This is a genomic window from Streptomyces sp. NBC_00704 (assembly GCF_036226605.1).
GTDB lineage: Bacteria > Actinomycetota > Actinomycetes > Streptomycetales > Streptomycetaceae > Streptomyces.
In genome coordinates, this window is the sequence record NZ_CP109000.1 from 1013271 (window position 1) to 1035526 (window position 22256).

Consider the following 22256-nt stretch of genomic DNA (forward strand, 5'->3'; position numbering starts at 1 on the left):
GGCTACTCGAACTTTGGGATGCGATTTCGCAGGTCAGCGACATGGTGAAATTCATACACTGAACCCGATTCGACCATCCGCCCACGGGCCTGCCGCCGGAGGCACTCGAACCTCTCTCCACGGCTTACTGCACCCGACTCAGACTCGAAGAGCCCCCTGGCGCGCGTCGACGCTGGCCAACTCAGCGAGGCGGTGTCGCCCGGGCTGTGCACGGGGAACGCGCTGGTGGTGACGCTGCTGGTGCAGCTCGGGGTGGTGGCGGTGACGAGGCTGCTGAATCTGCGGCTGCCCCGGTTGGCCAGCTGAGACGCGGATGCTCGGCCGGAACCTGAGCGGGGCAGGTCGCGCTCGGTACGGCAGCAGGGCCCGGGCCACGTGTCGCGGTCCGGACCCTGCCCCGTGCGGTGCCGCCCTGCGGTGGCGGTGCGTCAGCTCTGTGCGGTGTTGTCGCCGGTCTGCCCGGCACCCTCGGCTGTGCCGGCCTTTTCGCGCATCTTGCGCACCAGCTCCGCCTTCTGGTCGGCGGCACCCTGGCGGTCGAGGTTGCGGTGCGGACCGTTGTTCTGCCGTTCGGCGCGGGACAGCTTCTTGCGCTGGCCGCCGCCCATGCCCACGGGGTTGTTGATGTTCTTGCTCACGGGTTCTCCCGGAATGTTGTGAAGTGATCTACGGATTCATCGGTGGGGAACGGCACAGCGACGTCGAAGGACGTCAGCAGGGGCCCATCACGCACTCACTCGTAAATCGGCGTCTGGAAGAACATGAGCAAGACGTTACCTGGTCCCGTCGGCTCCGCATACCAAGTTTTTCGCCGTCCCGGCGTCGGCCGGGCCTTCGGTGAGCCAGGGGCAGCCGTTTCCTGAAAGAGCCAGCGGGGGCTCTGCAGCGCCATTCCTGTCACGCCCTTGCCAGCCTGAAGCGGAGCGAAGAACGTGGCCCGGCTCGCGTTACGGGCTCACGAATACGGCTGCTTGGCCTGTGCTTCCGCAGGCCCATCGGTGACTTGCTCAATGAGCCGTCGCCGATCCTTCGGCCCGGAGGCGTAGGCATCCATGCCTACGGCGGCCAAGGGAAAAGGGGATCGGTCTCGAGATCGCCGTGCAGGCGCAGCAGTACATGGTCGTCACCGACCTGGCAGTCGGTGTACGGAAGGGTGTGCAGCAGGCGGGCGAAATCGTCGCAAGCCGCCCGGACGTCCACCCTGTCGAGGCCGAGCCAGAGGTGCAGCGTGCCGTCCTGAACCGTCAGCTCGACGTCGATGCGGGCATCGGTCGCCTCGACGGCTTCGCCGCCCCACTTCAGGGTCTCGTCCAGCGCGCCGAGGTGGATGGGGAGCGGGCGGAAGACCTCCTGACGCATGTCGTCGCGGACCGTGACGCCGGTGGCCGGGACCCGAGTGCTGTCCGTCGCGGTGGTGACGATCAGCCCGGAAGGCGAACGGTCCGGAGAGTTCTCGACCCTGCTCAACCCTGGATGCGGCCCGGGGCCGGTCGAGATACACGGGCTCACGGCTGAGCGACTGCGGGGCGCTCCGACCTTCGCCCACTTCCTCCCTGATCTTTGGCGGCTGGGAGCTGCCCGAGGTCGTCATGAGGCGATCGCATCCGGGCGACCAGCAACCCAGGGCATCCCTTGTTGGGGTTGGCCCGGGGATCCGTCCGGCCTGCATCGTCCCTCATTCGCCACCCACCACCGTATCCCCGTCGAACCGCAGCAACGTGATCCGCGACTCGCCGACCCACTCCCGAAGGGTGTCCAGTGCAGCGGGCTCAAGTTTCGTGGTGAAGAGGATGGCCAGATGCTCTCTGGCCCGTGAGCATGCCACGTAGAAGAGGTTGCGTGCCCTGATAAACGCCTCCAGTTCCTTGTCCATCAGTTCGTCGCGCCGGGAGAAGTTAGCCAGCATCTCGGGGATCTGGAAGCGGGAGTGTCCCTTGCTGACCACGGCGAGAACCCGGTTGAACTCCAGTCCCTTGACTCCGTGTTGTGTGGCGAAGGGCGTGCCGCCGCCGAGGTGCTCGCTCAACGCCAGCAACTCCGCGTACGGCACCTGGCGCAGTTGTTGGTACTCCTTCGACCGCGCCGCCGCCCGGGCTTCGGCCTTATCGTCACTCACAGCCTGCGGGTCGGTGCCGGATAGTGACACGGCCTTCCGGTGACGCTCGCGCACCTTCCCCAGGCCGTCGAAGAGCTGCTGCTCAAGACAGAGGTCGAGGACGTCGCCGACCGTGCCCGTCTTGCGGGCCTCCCCCAGTTTCGTCAGGAACGCCATCCATTCCTGCTTGTCGGCCGACGAGTTGATGGGTGGGCGGCCACGGGGGTCGAGTGCGTCGAACATCGCGCCGTAGCGCTTGTTCCGGTGGTGGAGCAGGGCCGGTTCCAGCGTGTCCATGAAGAAGGCCATGGCGTGGTCCTCCTTCCTCACGTAGGAATCGTTACGCCGAAAGGCCCCGTGGAGCTTCTGATATCCCAGTTCGCCGGCGATCGTCTCGTGCGTGAGCATGAGGATCTTCGTGCTGGGCTCCTCCGCCCGCCCCTGGGCATCGTGACCGGATGCCCCGGTGCTCCATAACCGGTCGCGGACGTCGTCCAGTACCCATTTCCGAGCCGCGTGGGCCGCGTCCCAGCCGAGCTGACCCTTCCGGTGGTGGGTGAGCCTCGTCCCGGCCCATTCGTTGGTGTGATAGACGGCGACGGTGCCCTCGCCAACTCCTGACGCCATGGTCTGCGTCAATTCGGGACGCATCGTGTTCAGGAGGTTCACGACGGCGCGCTGCGAGCGCCGATTGCGCCGTCTGAAGACCGATGTCGGGCGGGCGTCCTCAAGTGCCCCGCACGCGTTGTCGTAGATCTGCTGCCAATGGTCCCCGAAGAAGCCGCAGAGGGGGCCGCGCGCAGTGGCCTCATCGCCCGGCGTGCCCAGCATGGCCTCCGCCAGACCGGCGGGGGTGTCCTGGTACTCGTCCACGAAGACGATCGGGAACCGGTCGGCAGCCAGAGCCCGGAACTTGGGAAGGGCGAAAAACGCCCTCGCGAGGACGGGCAGATCGTTGTGACCCAACTGCACCCGACGGCTGTCGTGGTCCACCTTCTGGAAGCCGGTGCTGTACTCGACGGTGTAGCCGTCCAGTGAGGTGTGGCCCTCCATCTTCGACAGCATGAGGTCCAGCTCGACGATGTGGCGCAACAGGTGCTTGCCGAAAGGGGAGAGCAGCTGCCACAGGAAACCATGGATGGTTTCGGCGAACACGTACGGGCTGCGGTCGGTACGGCTGATGATCTCGTCGCGGGCGACATTGGTGTAGGTGACGCAGGCGATGCGCTGGTGGGGCCGCGGGAGGTAGCGGGGGCGGTCAGCCAGGATGCTCTGGAGCGCCTCGATCAGTGAGCTGGTCTTGCCCGCACCGGCACCGGCCTCCACCTTGAAGTGACGGCCCGCTTGGAGAGCCGTCAGGATCGCGTGCGTGACATCTTCCGCCTCCGTCGTCACTGGACGTCCGCCTTCGTCGCCGTCCCGTCCTGTGCCATGAGCCACTCGAGGCCGCGCCTGATGTACTTCGGGACCTGCCAGTCGTGGTCTCCGAGGACATGGTCGAGGGCGAAGTCGACCTTGCTGTGCCTGGTCTCTACGCTGCTACGGGCCTGTTGTTCCAGTTCCTCGGCGGGAGCGGCACCCGTGGAAATACCGAACAGGGCCCGGTTGGCCAGCGCGAAGGCGTCCTCGAAAGTGCGGCCGCACGGACCGCCGGGCTCCTCCGGCACCTGGTAGGCGAGGCACATGCTGCCGCCGGCGATCGGCGGGTCCGTCTCGGCCCGCTGCAGCAGCTCGGCCACCGTGATGTCGGACATCTCGGGGGACCACGCCCTGATGGACTGGTTGGACGTGCGTCCGGATTCGGACACCAGACATTTGCGAATCTTGGGCTCACTGTCGTCGACGGGATCAAGATCCGTGATGATCAGGGCTGGGATCCCGAGGACCTTCAGCAGCGGATAGAACCTGTGGGCATGCGCCCCGCCGACCTCCATCAAGGTCACGTACTGGTGCTGGGGCGTCTCTTCGGGCCTCCTCGCCGCCAGCTTCTCCTCCGCAGCCGGGACGAAGATACGCTCGCTGGCGCCCTCGACGAGGATGGCCTTGTCCGCGAAGTAGAGGTCGGCCCGGGTGAGGGTCAGGTACTTGCGGAGGAACCTCTCGTCGCCGGTCACCTGGGACAGGTCCTTGATGACGGTGCGAGCCGGCCCCGGCTCGCTTCCGCTCTCCACGGTGTCCTCCTCCTTCCGGAAGTACCGGATGTCGGAGAAGTGTCCCCGGTTGGCCACGTGTGCCGAGTGGGTGGTCACCACGAACTGAGCGTTCCACCGGGGGCTGCTGTCGATTGCGGTGCTGCTCTCCTCGACCGCTCCCTTTTGCCCGGGCATCGTCGCTCTCATCTGCGCGTCGATCCGAGGGAACAGATTGACGGAGTACGTGAGTCGCTGGATGAACGCCTCCTGCATCTGCGGATGCAGATGGGCCTCCGGTTCCTCCAGGAAGACGAGATGGATCCCCGACTCCGGAGAGGTCGCCGTGTGATCGCGGTAGCAGGTGAAGAGCCTGAGCAGAATCATCACCAAGTTCCGCGTACCGAGGCCGTTGTACGACTCCGGGAACCGCACACCGGCCACTCCCGGATAGTGAATGCGCGCGAAGTTCCTGAGCAGCCTCTTGGAGTCCAGCCGGGCGGCCGTGACGAACTCCTGGTTGGCCAGACCTGGATAGCCGAATGCCTTCAACGTCGGCGCCACCCGTTCGCGGACCTTCTGGAGGCTGCAGTCGAGACTGCCGGAGGTGTCCACGAGTGTCCTGTCGATGTTCGCGGCGAGCTCCTCCAGCCACGTCGCGTTCTGACTCTTCTCCGCCGCGGTCAGCAGTTGCTCGAAGACCGCTCCGATTGGTGCGGCATGCCCGTCGCTCTCGTCGTCCAGCCCTCGCTGCGCCTCGACGAAGTCCACCCTCACCAGGGTGCGCACATCCGCGAGGTCGACCGGTCGGACGTTCGCCTCATCGGTCGGGTCGACCGCCATCACCGACATCTCGAAGTGCTTCGGGATACCTCTGCCCAGCTGCTCAAGCGTGGCCGTGGCATCCGGCCCCGCCGGCACGCCGCCGAAGAACTCCTTCAGGGCACCGTCCCCCAACGCGAAGGCGAACCTGATCACCACCTCGGAGCAGTCGGGGTCAAGGTCCACCACGAAGGGGGCCAGGGGTCCGTACTGGCCGCAGTCCTTGTCGTAGGAGATGTGGAGGGTGAGGGTGATTGCCGGAACCGTGTCGCGCGCCTGCTCCGCCTCACCCGAGGCGAAGAGGCGATGGGCGGCGAGGAACTCCTCGTAGCAGTCGGCGGAGAAGTCCTCGATGCGCAGCGCGGCCTTCTTCCTCGCCACGAAGAATTCGAACAGTTTTGCCAGCGAGGTCTTTCCCGTGTTGTTGCGGCCGACGCACAGTGTCACCTTGTCCGTGAAGGAAAGCTCGGTTCTGCGGAGCAGCCGGAAGTTGCGGATGACCGCCTTGGTGAGCCGGGGCGGCACCGGGACTACGGTCCCGTGTGGTTCGGCGGAGCCGTCTCGCGGGCCTGGGATGGCACGCGGATCACTGGGCTGGGTCATCGCGGCTCCTTGCTGCGCTCGTACACACCCTGGGACGCCCGGCGGGAACACACAGCAGGGGAAGCCACAAGCCCCATGAGATGCCGTCACCCCCTCAGGATCTGGAGCCGCATCTTGTCACCATAATTCTCTAAATGCACAGCGGTCGCATTTGATTCAGTTTCGGTCGCCTATCGATCTGAATTCACTCCCGAATGTTCGACATACGGCACCCGTGCGGCCACCACCTCATAGGCCGACGGACCGGGTGAGGGATGGCCATGTACGAGGCGCACAGCCTGACCGGTGCTCAGCGAAGGCGTTGCGCCAGGAGCGGTGAATGGGTCCGCATCAGGTCCGATGCCAGCCCATGTCCAGTCCCGTCGAGTCCTTGAGGACCTGGTTCAGCGCTTCGACCTGTCCGACGTCGTCGAAGAGGCTGCGGGGAAGGTGGTCGTGAGCGAGAGGGCCGACGCCGTGCAGGATGTCGTCGTACGCCGACGCCACGGCGGCACCTATCAGTAGGTCCGTCGCCTCATCGAGGCCCACGTGCTCCGCCGGCCACCGGTACTCACCCTGACTCACCTGGAACACCGGGAACAGCCACTGCATGTCCCGGTCGGGCTTGATGAGCCGGGTCGCTCTCTCGCCCAGGAAATTGACGCCGTAGTGCGAGATTGAACAGACGTCTCTTTCCCGCAGGGCAAGCAGACGTGAAGCGCACATGAGGGACACGGCAGGCGTACGCGCGGACAGGTGCATGGGGGTCGTGGCGGCTTCCCGGAGGGTCGAGAGGTCGGACAGACGGGAAGCCACGCTTCCCATCCGGAGCCCACTGCGCTTGGCCAGCATGTGCTGGAAGTGGACCGTCGCCTCGTGGCTCGGATACTGGAACTCCAGGTCCGTCTCCCAGCTCGTCATCGCCTTGGCTGCCGTCACGAACCGGTAGGGAGGGTAGAGCTCTTTCCAGTCGACGGACGGGTCGTCGGAGTTCAAGCCCGGCACCACAGGGTTCAGTGCGAAGTCGATGAGGGCCAGGACGGTACTTCCGCCGAGGGTGCGCCCTGCGAGAGCACGTGCCAGGCGACACGGCATCCCATACTCGCCGTTCAGCACCTCGAGCAAGAACTCGCGCAGCGCCGGGTCAGATTTCCGTATGAAGGCGCCCTCGAACTGGAAGAGTTCGTCGAGCACCGCCGCGCACTCGAAGAGGACGCGAGTGGTGAGCGGGCCCTCGGAGGTGTGCACGAGCTTCAGAGGCCCGTCGATGCCGACGCGTACGTCATCGGGACACTCGACCATCTCCGTGCCCGCACCCTGGCGCCACATGTCTTCGAGGGAGTGCTCCATTGCCGCCCGCATGTCCCAGGTGGCGGTGTCGAACTCCGTCAGACCCTCCGGGTCCAAGAGGAGATAGTAGGCGAAGTAGAGGTTGAGCCAATCCAATTCGCTGTATTTCAGTTCCCCTTGGGCGTGCTTGGGGTAGCGCTCGAAGGAGAAAAAGGGGAGTCCGCTGCTCCGGTCCTCGTGGAGATGCTCAACGTCTTGCCGGGGCAGGTGAGAGATCGTATACGCGGCCAACTGGTCCCTCGTGCGCCGCAGCAGGCTCAGAAGAATGCCGACAGTGGATCCGTGATATCGCGCCCAGTGGCTGCTCTCGTGGACGTAGGTCTTGTGCCAGGAGCCGACCGCCGTCACAAGATCGCTGGTGCGCGTGCGGGTCTGATCCTGGAAGAGGATCTGGCTGCGCAGATTCAACTCGGCGCCGCTCGAGTTCCGTAGACGTGGAGAGTGGACGGTCACCGGTTCACCCCTTCCGAGCCGTCCGCACCCTGGTCGTCGTCTTCCGGTCGAGGAGGCGCCTCCTCCACGGGCCCCCGGTCACGCGCCCGCTCGACCAGTGCCTTCAAGGCGTCATACAGGGTGTTCGTGGCCAGTCCGGCGGCGACGGAGATGGAGATCTCCGCCCAGTGGGCGTGGCGTAAGGAGTCGCGCCTGTTCTGCTGCAGGGGCGTGAGGGCGAGGGAGCACTTTCCGGCGAGGTGCTGATCCGCCTCTATTTCCCGTGCCAGCACCTTCAAGTTGGCGGCTTCGCCCCGGTATTCAAAGATCGGCATGGCGGGAGCCTACAACTGGCCTCCGGTTCCCGGATCGGGACTCGGACACCGCTGTCTTCGCTGGAGGACCGCGGTAGCGCAACGTCGGGTGAGTTCGCCCCCGGGTGGTCGTTTGAGGCCGGCGGCGACGTGGGGGGCCGGCGCCGGTATAGGCGCGGTCGGCGAGGACAGGGACGCCTTGTCGCTCACAGATCCGGATGATGTGGTGGCCCACGCCGACGCTCACTTTCCAGCAACATGCGGCTGTCGTGGGTCGCTTCGGTGACTGATGGCCGGCGCGGTCCGACGCGCCCGTCGCCATCAGGGCGGCACGCGGACACAGGCGCCTGGCGTGGCCGGAGCCATGCGGCGAGCCAGAGTTCCCGGGGGATCACTTCCGTCTCCGCTGATGCCGGGGCGGACTGCGGACCGGGGTGATAGAGAGATGCCGGTACGACGATCCTCACGGTCTGTGTATGACGGCCCTGAACCCGGAAAGCGGCGACGATGTTCTTCAATGGCCCCGCGCACGTGCGCACCGATGCCACGCTCTTCCCGGCCAGTACCGGAGTCCCCGTCGAGCAGGATCTGCCAGTCCTGCCGCAAGACTTGGCGCGCGCGTTGTTCATCACGGGCAGAGCCCCGTACGACCAAACCAAGCACGGGAGGTCATCGGCGTACGAGTGGTGCCACAGGGTGGCGGTACTGCCCGCCTATCTCAGCTGGAGCGATGATCCGATCCGTCGCATCACACGTACCGACCTCGCCCGCGAACTCGACCCCTCCGAGAAGGGCATGCTGTCCTACACCCTGGGGCAGGCCATGTGCCAGATCTTCGCCGAGAGGCAGCTATCCGTCCGGTTCTTCATGCACGTCGCCCGCTACGCCTCCGCCTACAACCTCACCTTCGCCCCCGGCCCGAGCCGGGCGGACTTCTTCGGAGAGCGGACCGTCGGCGGTTATGTCGTCGCGGAAGCCAAGGGCCGTTCAGGCCCGCTGACGAAGAAGCTGCGCGAAGCCATGGAGGAACAGAAGAGGACAGTCAAGACCATCAAGGGCGTAGTGCCGAAGATCGCATACGCGAGCGCGGTGCACTTCTCCTCCCCTCATAGCCCCATGCGTCTGACGGCGATCGACCCGGACACAGCCGACCCTCGCGCCGTAGACCTTCCCGTCGACCCGGACCTACATGTGCTGGCCTACTACACGCCGTTCCTGGACGCCTTCGCCCATCAGGAACCACTCATTCTGGGCGACTACGTCGTGGCTGGCTTCGCGGCGCTCGGCGTGACGCTCGGGGTCTTGGCGCCGGTGCTGCAGCGTGTGGAGCGGGCGGCTCGACGCAACGAAATCTCGGGCCTTCGCGACGACATCCTGGGCCTGCTCGCCCGCCACCGGCCTCGCGAGAAGCGCACGCTCTACATCGACGGCACTCTTTTCGCGGCAGACTGGACGGTTCCTGAGGACCGGCGCCGCCCGGGCCGTCGGGACAGCGAGGTGCTCCCCGACTTCCTGCACGAGGCATTCCGTAGCATGAACGAGGAGGACGACTGGCGAGTGGCGTCTGTGGAGGAGGGGGACCTCGACTGGCGGGATCTGTCCCCTGCCAGGGGCTACATGCCGGGAATCCTCCCCCAGGGTGATCTCCTCGAGGGCTGAGGCATGGACGGCCGCCGGGCACCCTACGGCCGCTGCAGATTCACCGCCGCGGTGTGGACGCCGCCGAGGGCCTGTCAGGCGCTGTCCCGATCCACGCGCTGTGTAGATCGGCTTGTCCCCGTCGGTCCGGCGACACGAGTTTCGCCGGACAGCCCAACGTGGTGACTCCACCAGGTCGATGCGAATGTCGACGATGGTGGTGTGGCCTGTCCGGGGCGACGATAGAGCCTCCCCGGTTGCACCGAGGGCGCCGAGAGTGGTGCGGATTTCCCAGAGGATCCCCGACCGACGTCACCGCTCACCAGCGAGGTCGAGATCGCCCTTGCTCGTCTCGGCCGCACAAGGTGCGGGGCTTGCGCCGGGGCGTCGTTCATGCTTCGGCAGCAACGGCTCGATCACCGCCCACAGCTCGTCACTGACTCCCACGGCTTCCGCCGTGCCACGGTCACCCCCAAGCAGCACGGAATCACATACCTCTAAAAGAGCCCGCCGCAGCAGGCCGCTCTCCAGCGCACGCAATCGACCTGCGGCTCACTCACTTCGGCGCCTCCGGCAGCGCCGGCACCGTCGAGATGGACTGGATGGTGGACTCCCACTCCCCGGTCCGCGTGTTCTTGAACCGAAGATGCAGCACCTCGAACTCGTCCGGCACCCAGTCGAACTCGCCGACCTCATCCTGGTCGAAGACCTGGTGTTCCGCGAACAGCTTGGCCAGCTCGATGTCCGTGGACGCCTGCATGATGAACTTGCCGACCTTAACGACGTGCATCACCGGACGCCCCTGCGCCTCCGCCTCCCGGACGCTCTCCCAGAACGGCTCGTATCTCCTGGCCGACTTGGTCATCCCAACCCACTCGTCGCGCCTGATCTCGCTCACTTCGGCCCCTCCAGCCTGCTCGTCGTCACCGGCGTCCGGCTCTGCACATACTTCACCTTCGGCGCCTTCGCGACCGCCAGGCGGTTGGCCTCCTGCACGGACTCCGCTTCCGCCTCGACGCGCAGCGCCGCGTGACCGTGCAGAGCCACCGTATATCTCGCCATTACCTCAACCCCTCCGCCTCAGGACCATGACCACGCTGTAGAGAACGCACAGCCCCAGACTCATCCTGAACGCCGTTTCGGGGGCCATCCCCGCGGGCGCGAGGAGCAGCCGAGCCTGGCAGTCCGGCGGGCCTTCTGCGCGGGAGCATCCCCGCACCCGCGGGAATGCTCCCATCTCGGCCTGCATGCCAGGCAGGCGCAGCCATCTGCTCCCCACACCCGATGTACAGCAGCCTCGTCCTCGAAGGCGAAGAGCATCGTTCCCTGTACGTCGCCCTTACCCAGGCACGACGCCACACTGCCGTTCGACTCACCCACACTCGCGCGGAACCCGCACGGATCACTGCCCGCGCCCAAGGACGGCGATTGCGATCCCCTCGCCCCCAGGCGACCGCCACGCCGCCAATCCGGGCTCGCCACAACCGCGAGCTGGCCTTCGCTCTCCCATGAGCGCCTGAAGTGCAGCACTTCTCCGCGAGTTACGCCCGCCCAACCCATCAAGACCAAGATCCGGACCATACACGGGCCAAGACCCCCGTCAGAGTGAGTACGATCTTCATTCCCCCTGGTCACAACGCCATGAATGCTGTACCACCAGCAGACGAAGAACATTCTTTGTTCTTACAGCCCTCAGAAGCTTGGCTTCTTCTAGACCTTCAAGTGGGTGGTCTGAAGGCACTGTTGCTCTCCAGACCACCCAGCACGACAAGCACGCTCAGCAACAAGTTCAACACCTTGCGCCACCACACGACCCTTAGGTGACATCATCCCGGCCCAGCCGTGGACCAGTAGTCGAATCTCAAAGATCCAGTCGCCCCCGCCTCCGCCGCCCGAGTGCGACCTTCGACTCCGTGGCACAGCTGGGAACTGATCACCGGGCTACGGAGTCCGTCATAGTGGGAACGGCCGGGATGCCAGTGAAGTGGTGGGGAAGTTGTGACGAACAGCAGCGGCAGCAATCCGTCGGCAGCGGATCCGGGCACGTCTGCGCCGGGTCAGCCGCGCTGGGCCTGGTGGGTTGTAGGCATCGTCGTGCCCGTCGTTGGCATCGCAGCCACGGTGTTCGTCAACAACCGACACAGCTCTGCTGACGACTCGAAGCCACCCAACGTCGCGGGGGCACCGTCTGCCACACATGATCAAGCCAAGCCAGCCGCATCAGCAGATCCGGCCAGCCCGGAGAACACGGCTTCCCGCGCCATGTTCGGTCCACACGACATTCAGTTCCGGACCAGCGCCTACGGGGTTGATATCGACTTCGACACGCGCAAGCCGCTTGTTGCGAATGACCTCAAGGGCGCTGACTTGTCGGCCGTCACTGACGGAAGCGGAACGGCTGGTTCTACCAACTTTCATGGTGGCCCCCGGCTCGCGGCGCTCATTGCGCCGATTTCGGGAAGTGATGCTGATCCAACCGAGGCGCAGTGCGCGAAGGCGTTGCGGAGCAACGGCGACCCCATGCTGCAGGACCCGCCTCAGGATGCGCAGTTCTGTGTTCAGACCACCGAGGGGCGTATTGCGTTCGTGCGTGTCGTGTCGGCCGCACCGGGTGGGCACACCATGAGGCTCACAGCGACGGTTTGGGACCTCACCACCTAGTGCTGGATTCCTCAAACGGTGTACACATATCGTCGTCGTAGGACGCGGGTTGGTGGTGTGGGTCGTTCCCATACCCAGGGCCAGGCTCGGGTGTTGAGCTGCGATGTTGCCAGGCGGGTGGCGTGCTCGATCTCGGGTGGCCCGGCGAAGGATTGCCCGGCGAGGGCGGCTTTACGGAAGATGCGCCATCAGCTCTCGTGAAGGTTGAGCCAGCAGGCGCCGACGGGGATGAAGACGTGCCGGATTCGGGGGTAGTCCTCTAGCCAGGTGCGGGTGAACACGCTGTTGTGCGAGGACAGGTTACCCGTGATCACACAGACGTTCCCGATGGGATTGGCTGTCCCGTTTTTCTTGCTACGTCCATGGCAACCTGCCAGCTGACCTCACGTTCTGCCCTGTGCGCCGGTGGATGACGTGGAACTGTCCGGCCGGTGGGCAGTGGGGCGAAGGGTCATGGCCGCGGGCCACCGCACCGGGTGGACGGAAGGCGGCCAGGTCATACGGGAGGGGGTGGGCCAGCGCGTACGCCGACGCAACGTCAGCCCAGATGTTCCCGAACTGCCCCACCCGCCGGGGACGTTTCTGCGACCATCGGCCTGTCCCTAGAACGAGCGACACATAGCGAGGCAGAGCATGACCAGCGTTTACACGGAACTCACGAAGGAAGCCGGACGCCGTGGTGGCCCCGCCGCTCTACGCGCCTTCTACCGGTTGCAGGGCGTAGCACAGGGCGTCGCCCGCGGCCGGCTGGAGGGCTTTGCGGAGGGCGTCGCTCTCGGCCGATGGAAGGGCCGAACGGAGGGCGTCATCATCGGCGCCGCCGCCACCGGCTTCGGCGTCATCGGAGCCGTGGTCCACGAGAAGAGGCGCGTCCGCCGCGCCAGTGCCGAGACCGCGCCGACGACCATGCCGGAGGAGGACACCACCGGTGTGCCGGCGCCGGAGCAGAGGACCGACGCGTGAACGACTACGCCCCGGTGGCCTGATCCTTCCGGGGCTCACGATGGTGGAGCTCACCGCCCGCCTGATGTTCATCCCTCTCGGGTACGGCCTGAACGTGGCCGCATGTGGCCGGCCTGGGCGTTGAGGGCCGAGCGGGTGTGGGGAGTACACACTCCGCACGGGATTGCGTCTTCCGGCACCAACCGCTATCTAAGGGCGCGCAGAGAATTAACATGCTGGTTTGATCTTCCTTGGCTGCTGATTGCCGTACCTGTCGAGGCGGGCAGCGACGTCTGCGGGTGTGCGGAATCTGGCTGTTGACGGCGGGACCGCGGGGCCAGACTCGGCGAGGAGGGGCTGCACTTCCTGGATAGCGCGGGTGAGGGTGCTTCCGGTGACGCCGAAGAGCTGGGCGAGCAGGCCGTGGGTACCGATTTTGCGCAGGTAGAGCACGGTGGCCAGGATCCGATCGGCTTCGGAGAGCTTGTCCTTGGCGCCCGCGCCGCGTGCCGGCGGCGTTCGCCGCCCCGTCGCTCGTGGCGGAATCGCTCGCGCTGTTCGGCCAGTGCAGGGATCGAGTTGCGGTAGCCCAGTTGAGCGCGGCCCGCAGTGTTTCGGAGGGGGCGACCATCGCCTCCACCGGCATGCTCAGAAGGACCTCTGGCGCCGCCAGTTCCTGGTCGGTCAACCTTGCGGGACCTTCCGTCGGCACGTCTCCATCGGGCCACGATGAGGCCAATGCCCGAATGGCAAGATCGGCGTACCGCAATCCCACCTCGACGTATTCGGAGATCCCGAACCCCAGCTCGGGCACCAGTACCGAATCCGTCGCCTGAGCCACCGTCTTCCACCGCGTGACGTCGGCCAGTCGCCTCTCCACCTGGCCGGGAGCCAGCCGCAGTACCTCATCACCGAGCCGTGTGAGCACGACCTGACGGGGATCGGACGGAACGAAATCCTCCAGTCCAGCCAGCCAGGGCGCTTCCCGGCGGCATGCGTCCTGTAGCCGGCCCAAGAAACTATGCGCACGGCCGGACTCCAACCGCTGGAACCCTACCCGGGCAGCCGGACGCCGTGGCGGTGCCGCTGCACCACGTGCGGTTGGGAAACCAGCCCCACCTACTCCAACGACAACAGCGGGTCGAAGGGCTGCCGGTTCTGTGCCCTCAACTCGGCAACCGACGAGCGTGCGTCTGCCGAAATGCGAGCGGCCGGGTTCGAGCCGCTGGAGCCGTACCCCGGCCGTACCACGGACCGTTGGCGCAGCCGCTGTTCCTGCGGAAACGAGGTCATGGCGCGCCTGTCATCCGTCCGGCCGGAACCACCGGCTGCAAGAAGTGCCCCCGATCCGGTGGCCGAACCGATCCCGCGGCAGCCGCCGCGGAGGCACGCGCCGCCGGGTTCGAGCCGTTGGAGCCCTATCCGGGGAAGACCACCGACCGGTGGCGCTGCCGCTGCAGGTGCAGCACGGCCATCCCCCTCACCCTGACCAGCATCAGAGGAGGCCGTACCGCGTACGGAACGTGCTCCCGAGACACGGCACGATAACCGTCAGTCACGATGCACGCCGCCGCTGACACGGAGTAGTCGAGCAAGCCGGGGTCCCGTCGCACGAACCTTCTTTAGGAGATCGCTGCCGCCTGACGGCATCCTGTGTATCGCCCCCCCTTTAAAGATGCGTTCGGCGGACCACGAGCGCCTCGGCGTCCAACGATGTGGCCGACTTCCTGTCGACTGTGATCCACCACCAGCTGACAAGGACAGGCCGCACAGTCTTGAATGGCGTCGTGGCCACACCGATACCCATGCCCCCGCGCCCGCCCGCCACCCCGGAGACGATCGCGGGTAGCGCTGCGCTGGACGAAGTCCTGGCGTGTCTACGCGCACGGCGGCCGGTGTTCCACTCCGAGGCCGATCTCCAGCACAGTTTCGCCCTCGCGGTAGGCGAGGTCGCACCGGAGGTCAGGTGCCGTCTCGAAGTCCCGGTACGCGGGAACGATGCCTCGGAGTACCTGGACCTACTGTGCCTTGGACCCGCGGGCCGTACGGCAATAGAGTTCAAGTATGTGACCCGACAGTGGTCGGGTACAGCAGGGATCCCTCCCGAGGAGTACGACTTGCGCGGACACAACGCGCCGGACGTCGCGCGTAGGGAATTCCTGCGGGATGTAGGAAGGCTGGAACGCTTTTGCGACCGCGAGGACCAGAACGGGCTGGCCCTGCTCATCACAAACGAGGCGGCCCTGTGGCGCCCCAGGCAACGCAGGATGCCCACCAGGGACGAGGAGTTCCGCCTCCACCACGGCCGCGAACTGAGCGGCACCTTGCTGTGGGCCGACGGTTCCTTCCCGGACAACACCCGAGTGCTGCGGGGTGCCTACATGCTCGCCTGGCGTCCATACACCCAGCTGGAGGGCCCAAGTAGCGAGTTCCGCTGCCTCGCAGTGTTCATCACTCCGAACCCAGCGAGGCCCCAGCCGTCAGACGACGCGTAACCAGTAGCCTGCCTCGCATGTCGTTGACCATGGGAACCTGCCATGGGGGAAGCATTAGACCGCCCATTTCAGGGTCCGTCAGAGTTGGATCTCAAACCTGTTCACGACGGTGAACCTCATGCTCAGGCCGTGGGCGCGGAGATCGCGATTATCCGCACCGACGAGGCGTACGACCGGGTCCAGGCCAACGACGTCCGCTACCGCTTCGTGATCGACACGGCCACCGTCTGGCCGGCCACCAGAAGTCACGGATAGGTACAGCGGGCCTTGGCTAGCGGCGGAAACAGTCAGTTGGTTCTTTGCCTCCCGTGCCTCGGTTCGTGTGCGCGGCCACTGAGAAGCGCCGTTCGTGGGGTCCATCCCTGCGCGTAGATGGATGGACCCCCGCCTCTCGTCAAGGACGGCTAGTGCCCGAAGCTGCTCCGCGTGAGTGGGAGGTGAAACCGGGGATCGGAACAGGACGGCCAATGCACCAAGCCCCGCCGAACCAGCCACGCGTGCGGGCCAGTTCCGGGGCCCACCGTGGATCTCCGCCCGCCGGTCGGCCAGCACCCGCGGCGCGCCACCCTGCTGCGCCCACAGGGCCTCCAGGCGGGCCACCTCTCCCGCCCTCCCGGCCCAAGGGCCGAGGAGCCGGCTCGAAGCAGGCAGGACTCAACGGTGCTGGCCTATCGGCGGTTGTCGCCAATGAGTTCGAGGTAGCGGGCATAGTAGACGTCAGATTTTTCCCGATTCCGGATCAGGGTGCCCTCCTCCACCCGGTAGGTGCGGTCCGGATCACCTTTGAAGGAGAGCCAGTTGAAGGAGGTGGTCACCCAGGCATCGTCGAAGAGGAGGATCTTGGCATGGTTGCTCTTGAGGCGCGCCACGTGCAGCTTCTCGGGGTATCGCGCAGCGAGGTTGTTCAGCCTTCTGATGGCATTCGGGTCGGTCCTATTCTCGCTGTCGTCATAGCCGTAAGCGATGTCCACCTTCACGCCACGCTGCAGCCGGCGTTCCAGTTTGCCGACGAACGCCGTGGTGACGATCGCGCCGGTGATCCACGGCGAGATGATCAGGATGCGTTTCCGGGCGCTGGTGAGGGCTTCGTCGAGGAGCTCCGGGTGCTCGAAGACACCGATTGCGCGGATCTCCTCTGCCTGCGACTCTAGGGCCTTCGGCTTTGCGGGGAGGGGTAGGGGTGCCGGGGAGTTGAGCTGGACGGCGGCCTGCTCTGCGCGCTTTTGGGTGACCTCCTGCAGGGGGATCCGGGCCTCTTCGATGTCGGGTTCCAGCAGGGGGCGCTCAGGCTCGCGCTCTACGTTGATGCCGAGGCCCTTGGCGCCGCCGAGGCCGATCAGTTCGATCTCGTGGCGGTCGCTCAGTTCGCCATCGATGACGACACCGAGCTCGATGTCCACGCGTTCAGCGTCCGCGTAGACGAGGAGCTTGACCGGCAGGACGTGACGGGTCCGGGTCTGCACGATGCTTTTTACCTGCAGGACTTCGCGGGTGGTGGTGCCGTTCTCCTGAAGGAGGGTAGTGATCTCCTCGGCGGTCACCTCGCCGTCCTCGACTGGACCGGACCGCGCGGCAGGCAGCATGATCATTCCGGCTTCGGTGGCCACGTCCCGGGAGATGGTGCTGCGGCGGCTGTAGGGGGAGGCCCGCCATAGCATCTGATCGAAGACGAGGGACTGGCTGACCCGGACCGGAACGATGGCAGCCGCCTTCGTCGCGGTGAAGCGGCCCTTCTCGGTCAGGCGTAGCCGCGGAACGGGCGCTGTGCCGGGCACGGGAGCGGTCCAGCGCAAGTCGTCTGAGCCGAAGAGGACCGCTACGGTCTGGTTGACCATGGCGACGTCCAGGCCGAGGAACCCGGCGATGGATTCCGGTGCCCTCTCCCCTTGGTCGACCAGCCGCAGGACGTACTCCTCCAGCAGGGGGATGTCCTTGCTGTCCTGGGCGAGGACCTCGGCGGTGATGCGGGCGACGGGCAGGGCCGCGTCGACGATGCCGACGAGGTCGAAGCCGGTGCGGGCATTTCCGAAGCGGACGGCCAGCAGGCTGTCCTCACTGAACGTTGGCATCGCGGATCTCACAGTCTTCCGGGTGGCTGCTCATGTAGTCGAGGACGTTGCGCAGGGCGCCGGGTTTGCTGCGGCAGAAGCCGGCGTCCCCGACGATGATCAGCCCGAACCGGGCGCGGGAGAGGGCGACGTTGATGCGCCGCCAGTAGGGCTGCCCCAGGAACCCGAACCGGCCGTCGGAGTTGCTGCGGGTGACGCAGAAGACCGCGAGGTCGCACTCGCGGCCCTGCACGGCATCGACGGAGAGCACCTCGGGCGTGAAGTGCCTCAGCTTCTTCTTGGCCAGCTGCTTCTTGAGCGTCTCGACCTGACGGCCGTAGGGCGCGATGACCAGAACCTCCAGGGGCTTGCCGCCGGGCGGCTGGACCGCCCCCTTCCCGATCGCGTAGTCGATGACCTCCAGACGCTTCTCCGCGATCTGGGCCTCAAGCCGGTTGGAGACGCTGGTCTCGGTGCCGGACCGCTCCGTCTCACGCCGCCCCGGATGAAAGCTGGTGTCCATCCAGAGCACAGGCCGGTTGATGCCCCCGTACCCCGGCAGCTCGTGCGGATTGGGAGAGAGCAGCTCGTTGTCGTAGAAGCAGCTGCTGATCATGTTGCCGATGGCGGGCGTCATCCGGTACTGCTCGCGCAGCAGGTGCTTAACCGGCGGCTGTGCATTGTCCACCAGGTGCTGGAACAGCGTCGTCTGCACGATCTCCGGGGTCAGCTGGTGATCTTCCATGGCCTTGCCGTTGCGCAGCAGGTCCTCGTCGATCGGCGGAAGCTGCCTGGTGTCCCCCACCAGCACCCACCGCTTCGCGCGCGCCAGCGGGACCAGTGCCTCGGTCGCGGTCGCTTTCGACGCCTCGTCGAAGATGCACAGGTCGAAGTCCAGGGCACGTGCCGCCGGATGCCCCAGGAAGCCCAGGGCTGTGCCGCCCACCACGTTCCGGGTCCGCAGGAAACTGGCGATCAGGTGCGGGTCGCTGCCGATCCGCTTGAGCCATTCGCCCTGCAAGCGCAGCAGCCGCATGAGGTCCTGTCCGGGACCAGCTGCCGGAAACAGGGCCTCGACGGCGTCCCGGCACTCCCGCGCGGTCATGGCCTCGCGCAGGGTGAGGTCACCGTCCAGGGCACTCTGGATCTCGGCGACCAGGGCCGTTCGCTGTTCGAGGAGCGTCTCCCGGCGGGCGCCGACGGTGACCGCTTCCTCTCCCAGTTCCCGCGCGGAGGTGGTGCGGTCGGGCAAAGGCTGAGCGGTCAGTTCCACGAGCCGGCCCTCGACGTGCGCGAGGTCGGTGGCGACGGCGGCCGCCTCCTCCAGCAAGAGGGCCGCCTTCAGGTGCCGTGTCTCCAGCTTCTGTCGGATCGCGACCGCTTCTAGATGCCTCTCCGCCCGGGCCCGAACACTCTGCGTCCACCTCTTGACCTGCCGGTCCAACAGCAGCGATTGCGCGGCGGGATCGATGCGCGGATCGTCCGGGCGCCCCAGACGCACCAGACCGTCGATACCCGCCTCCTCCAGACGGCGCAGCGCGTTGTCGATGGCGATGTGGGTCTGGCTGACGATGAGAATTCGTGCGTCCGGCTTGCGGCTGAGGGTCTGCTCGACGATCTCCGCGATCACCGTGGTCTTACCGGTGCCAGGCGGGCCCTCGACCAGCACTAGGTCCTGCGTCCCCAGCGCGCTCACGACGACATCCCGTTTGCTCTGGTCGAGGTCGGCGCGGACCCAGGAGGTGACCTCGACCGGAGGCAGGACCGGCATCTCCTGCGGATTCTCGATGATCTTGCCCAAATGGGGGTTACTGCTCTGCTCGGCGGCGACCGTGGATAGCGCGTCGCGCTGCCGGTTGATGGCGCTCTGGCTGGGGCCGAGGAAGGGCAGCAAGTAACCGCAGCGCGGCAGCGCCGTCTTGGCACGAGTCATCCGGAGCTGGACGGTGTCCTCGGTCCGACTGGTGACGACCCCCCGGTCGATGGGCCGACTGTAGGGGTACTCCACGACCGACCACTCGTCGCCGATCTCCATCACCGTTTCGGTGGCGCCCAGGCTGAAGGACCGCGTGTACGAGGTGCCCTCCGTTCTGTCGTAGGCGACGGGCTGCCGCCCGTTCGCCGCGATCTCCTCGCGGGCTTCCAGGACGTGCCGCCAGCCATCGAAGAGGTCCCCGAGATTCTGCCGCCGGTCTTCGCGGCCCTTCTCCTCGCGGGCCTCGACATGCGTGTTGAGGGCCGCCAGCAGCACGTTCAGGCCGCGGTTGGCCGGGTCCTCGCCCGGATCGTAGAAGCTCCAGCTCAGAATCGGATCAAGCTTGAGTGCAGAATCCCGGCGCTTCGCCAACCATTCCTCCGGCCGCTCTTCTGCGGACACGATGACGCACCGGTCGGAGTTATTGTCGTCGCCGACCATGCGCAGGAACAGCTTCCGACCGAAGACCCGCACCGTCCCGGTGTCGACCTCCTTCGTGGCCGGGTTCCAGCCGTAGTCGACATGCACCGTGCCCGATATATCGGACATCACCTCTGACTTGGCGCGCGCCATGACCTGGTCGAGGCTCAGTTCCTCCCCCTCCGGCACGGTGACGAGTTTCTCTGCGGCGCTCTTGGTCATCTTCAGCCACACCGAGTTGCGCTGCCGCGCGTCACGGTTGCCGCAACGTCGCTCCGCCTCCAGCAGTTGGTGCTCCAGCACGATGGCGTTGGCTGGCCTCTTCTGCGGTTCGAGGTCGATGCAGGACTTCAGAATCGCGCGGACATCGGTGTCCATCTCTAGCTCGTCCAGCGCGGACAGCAGTCCGGGGTAGTCGCGGGCCTTGCTGTTGGACAGGACCTGGATGGCCAGGACGGCGTACGCGTAGACGTCCCTGACCCAGCCGACGCTGCTCTTCTCCAACGGCTTGTACAGGCTGGAACCGTAGTCAGCGACCGTGTGGTCCGTCGCGGGCGCCGCCGCCGTCTCCACGACCTTGGCGATCCCGAAGTCGGCGAGCTTGACCGTGCCATCACTGGTCAAGAGGACGTTTCCGGGCTTGATGTCCCTGTGCTCCACCCGCTGCTCGTGAGCGTAGGCGAGAGCAGATGCCAACGGCCGCCCGATCCGAGCGAAGTAGGCCGGCCAGTCCAGCGGACGGCCCCCGCTCATCTCGTCCTTCAGACTCCTGTCGACCCACTCCAGGACGATGAAGTACTGCTCGAGTCCTTCGTCCCAGCCCGAATCCAGCATCCGCACGATGTTCGGATGGGTCAGCGCCCGCAACGAGGCGGTCTCACGGTCGAGGAAGATCCGCGTGCTCTCCTCGTCGTCGCGCCGCTTGAGCAGCTTCACCGCCGCGTACGCGCCCTCCGGGCTCAAGACATCCACTGCCTTGCGCACCTCGGACATACCGCCCTGGCGCTTCTCCGCCTGCGGCAGCAGATGAAACCGGCCGTTGATCATGCCAGTCACACGCGGCTCCTCATCCATCAACTATTTTTCGCCTTCGCGTCCTTGAGCATCCTTTCAGGAGATCATCACCCCCGGTTTGACTTCGTCCATCCCGGAGCACGCGCGAGCCGCGCCCACTGGTTCCTCCCGAACGAGCGAAATCCCAGAAAGGACCACGTCGCACGACATGCGACGACCGAGCTCAGAAGCAGACTGATGTGCGGCTGCGGGGTACTCACCAACCGCTCGCCTACCTGGCAGACTTACGCTTCGACATCGCCCTCTTCGACTGCTGTGGATTGGGTGCGGCCGACGCGTAACTGCCTTCAGGTAGCCTGCCGGAGAGGGCGCCAGAGGCCGACGCCCTTCCAAAGCTCATCCATGTCATGGGGGCTCGGCGGGCAGGTCTCCGGTTAGGCAGCCTCAGCGCGTTAACAAGCATCTTGGACGGTGTCGCGTACAGAGCGGCCAAGTCAGGTCAGCAGGGCAAGCCCAGCTCATGGGTGATGAGGTCAACGACGTGCCGCCATTGCCGATACGCGGCCGCCTTCATCCCCCCAGCGCACGGTTGAACGCCCCCCAAGTGGCATCCGCGTGCCGCGACAGCACCTCCACCTGAGCCGGGGCCGGGTCCAGCTCGAACTGAAACGCCCGCAGAACTTCTTGCTGCGCCACACACCCCCGCTCCGGCTCGGTGCCAGTCACGGCGGACGGTAGGGACCCGCCCGGACCGATGCACCATCCCGGAAGCGGACAGATCCGGGGCACCAGCCCCGGTCCTCCAAGCGCTCCATTAGCCGGGCCACCATCTCCGCCGCCCGGCTCCACAGAACACCTTCGCGCGATGGGAGGTGTTCCGTCGATCACCGTCCGGGCCATTCCCGGACCAAGCTGGCGGCTTCCACCGACAGCATTATCGTTTCCGCAGATCAAAGCAGGCGCCGTGCGTGTACCACCAGCAGACGAAGAACCTCCTCGTCTCCTACAGTCCGAAGAAGCTCGGGTTCTTCTAGAGCCTGGTCCTTCCGGAGCCGGAGCCCGAAGTCGGGCCGCCCGACGGTGCCGTGTCGCCGGCCGCCGGGCAGCCCGACCGCCGGATCACCCGACCGCCGGGCAGCCCGACCACGAGATGACCCGACCGCCGGGCGGCCCGGCCGCTGGGCCTGCCGGTCCGGCGGTCGGGCCGCTTGTGGTGAGGGATCGGCCGGGCCGCCGCGGCGGGCGGCGGCCCGGGACCGCACGGTGGGCGTCCGCACGGTGGAGCGGGAGGGGCACCGCACTTCAGATCGTCCAGGTCGTCCAGGTCGTCCAGGTCGTC

14 protein-coding genes and 3 pseudogenes are annotated in these 22256 nt (G+C 66.3%); 4 read left to right on the forward strand and 13 right to left on the reverse strand.

Features of this window, described 5'->3' with window-relative positions:
- Nucleotides 1-428: 428 nt before the first annotated feature.
- From OG802_RS04435 to OG802_RS35920, 7 genes and pseudogenes are all read right to left on the reverse strand, one after another.
- Nucleotides 429-638, reverse strand: a complete 210-nt coding sequence (locus OG802_RS04435) for a DUF6243 family protein (protein WP_093896585.1) — start codon at nt 636-638, stop codon at nt 429-431.
- A 418-nt stretch (nt 639-1056) separates the two neighbouring features.
- Nucleotides 1057-1467: a hypothetical protein gene (locus tag OG802_RS04440; protein ID WP_329417642.1), complete on the reverse strand. Its 411-nt coding sequence runs from the start codon at nt 1465-1467 to the stop codon at nt 1057-1059.
- Nucleotides 1468-1675: 208 nt separating this feature from the next.
- A complete protein-coding gene (locus OG802_RS04445; RefSeq protein WP_329407397.1) occupies nt 1676-3490 on the reverse strand; it encodes a UvrD-helicase domain-containing protein in 1815 nt (604 codons plus the stop codon).
- Nucleotides 3487-5649 carry an ATP-dependent nuclease gene (locus tag OG802_RS04450; RefSeq protein ID WP_329407399.1) on the reverse strand — a complete coding sequence of 721 codons (2163 nt, stop codon included), beginning with the start codon at nt 5647-5649 and terminating at the stop codon, nt 3487-3489. Before OG802_RS04450 ends, OG802_RS04445 begins: the two co-directional genes overlap by 4 nt.
- Before the next feature lie 330 nt (nt 5650-5979).
- Nucleotides 5980-7431 (reverse strand): hypothetical protein, encoded by a 1452-nt coding sequence (locus tag OG802_RS04455; protein ID WP_329407401.1) that lies wholly within the window; start codon nt 7429-7431, stop codon nt 5980-5982.
- Complete coding sequence (locus OG802_RS04460; RefSeq protein ID WP_030944093.1) at nt 7428-7745, reverse strand: hypothetical protein; 318 nt, start codon at nt 7743-7745, stop codon at nt 7428-7430. The genes OG802_RS04455 and OG802_RS04460 overlap by 4 nt, the downstream gene beginning before the upstream one ends.
- Nucleotides 7746-7832: 87 nt before the next feature.
- Nucleotides 7833-7953: pseudogene (locus OG802_RS35920) on the reverse strand (IS5/IS1182 family transposase); the annotation flags it as partial.
- 278 nt (nt 7954-8231) lie between these two features.
- Between OG802_RS35920 and OG802_RS04470 the strand changes: the two are divergent.
- A complete protein-coding gene (locus OG802_RS04470) occupies nt 8232-9383 on the forward strand; it encodes a hypothetical protein (RefSeq protein ID WP_329407403.1) in 1152 nt (383 codons plus the stop codon).
- 535 nt (nt 9384-9918) lie between these two features.
- On the opposite strand, the gene OG802_RS04480 is transcribed toward OG802_RS04470, so the two are convergent.
- Both OG802_RS04480 and OG802_RS04485 read right to left on the reverse strand, forming a co-directional pair.
- Entirely contained in the window at nt 9919-10260 is a 342-nt protein-coding gene (locus OG802_RS04480) for a hypothetical protein (protein ID WP_052845190.1), read from the reverse strand.
- A complete protein-coding gene (locus OG802_RS04485; RefSeq protein ID WP_176740195.1) occupies nt 10257-10424 on the reverse strand; it encodes a hypothetical protein in 168 nt (55 codons plus the stop codon). Before OG802_RS04485 ends, OG802_RS04480 begins: the two co-directional genes overlap by 4 nt.
- Before the next feature lie 936 nt (nt 10425-11360).
- Between OG802_RS04485 and OG802_RS04490 the strand changes: the two genes are divergently transcribed.
- The gene (locus OG802_RS04490) at nt 11361-12023 is read left to right on the forward strand and encodes a hypothetical protein (protein ID WP_329407406.1); all 663 of its coding nucleotides are present in this window, start codon (nt 11361-11363) and stop codon (nt 12021-12023) included.
- A gap of 188 nt (nt 12024-12211) precedes the next feature.
- Here the strand turns inward: OG802_RS04490 and OG802_RS04495 are convergent, their stop codons facing one another.
- The gene (locus tag OG802_RS04495; RefSeq protein WP_329407408.1) at nt 12212-12337 is read right to left on the reverse strand and encodes a hypothetical protein; all 126 of its coding nucleotides are present in this window, start codon (nt 12335-12337) and stop codon (nt 12212-12214) included.
- 319 nt (nt 12338-12656) lie between these two features.
- On the opposite strand from OG802_RS04495, the gene OG802_RS04500 reads away from it, so the two are divergent.
- Nucleotides 12657-12986, forward strand: a complete 330-nt coding sequence (locus OG802_RS04500; protein WP_329407410.1) for a hypothetical protein — start codon at nt 12657-12659, stop codon at nt 12984-12986.
- Nucleotides 12987-13193: 207 nt separating this feature from the next.
- Here the strand turns inward: OG802_RS04500 and OG802_RS04505 are convergent.
- Nucleotides 13194-13531, reverse strand: a pseudogene (locus OG802_RS04505) (helix-turn-helix domain-containing protein); the annotation flags it as partial.
- Between the two features lie 2058 nt (nt 13532-15589).
- On the opposite strand from OG802_RS04505, the pseudogene OG802_RS04510 reads away from it, so the two are divergent.
- Nucleotides 15590-15715, forward strand: a pseudogene (locus tag OG802_RS04510) (hypothetical protein); the annotation flags it as partial.
- Nucleotides 15716-16128: 413 nt separating this feature from the next.
- Here the strand turns inward: OG802_RS04510 and OG802_RS04515 are convergent.
- On the reverse strand, nt 16129-17529 hold the full coding sequence (locus OG802_RS04515) for a phospholipase D-like domain-containing protein (RefSeq protein WP_329407411.1): 1401 nt from the start codon (nt 17527-17529) through the stop codon (nt 16129-16131).
- Nucleotides 17513-20950, reverse strand: coding sequence for an AAA domain-containing protein (locus OG802_RS04520; RefSeq protein ID WP_329416930.1), 3438 nt, complete (start codon nt 20948-20950; stop codon nt 17513-17515). The genes OG802_RS04515 and OG802_RS04520 overlap by 17 nt, the downstream gene beginning before the upstream one ends.
- Between the last annotated feature and the right edge of the window lie 1306 nt (nt 20951-22256).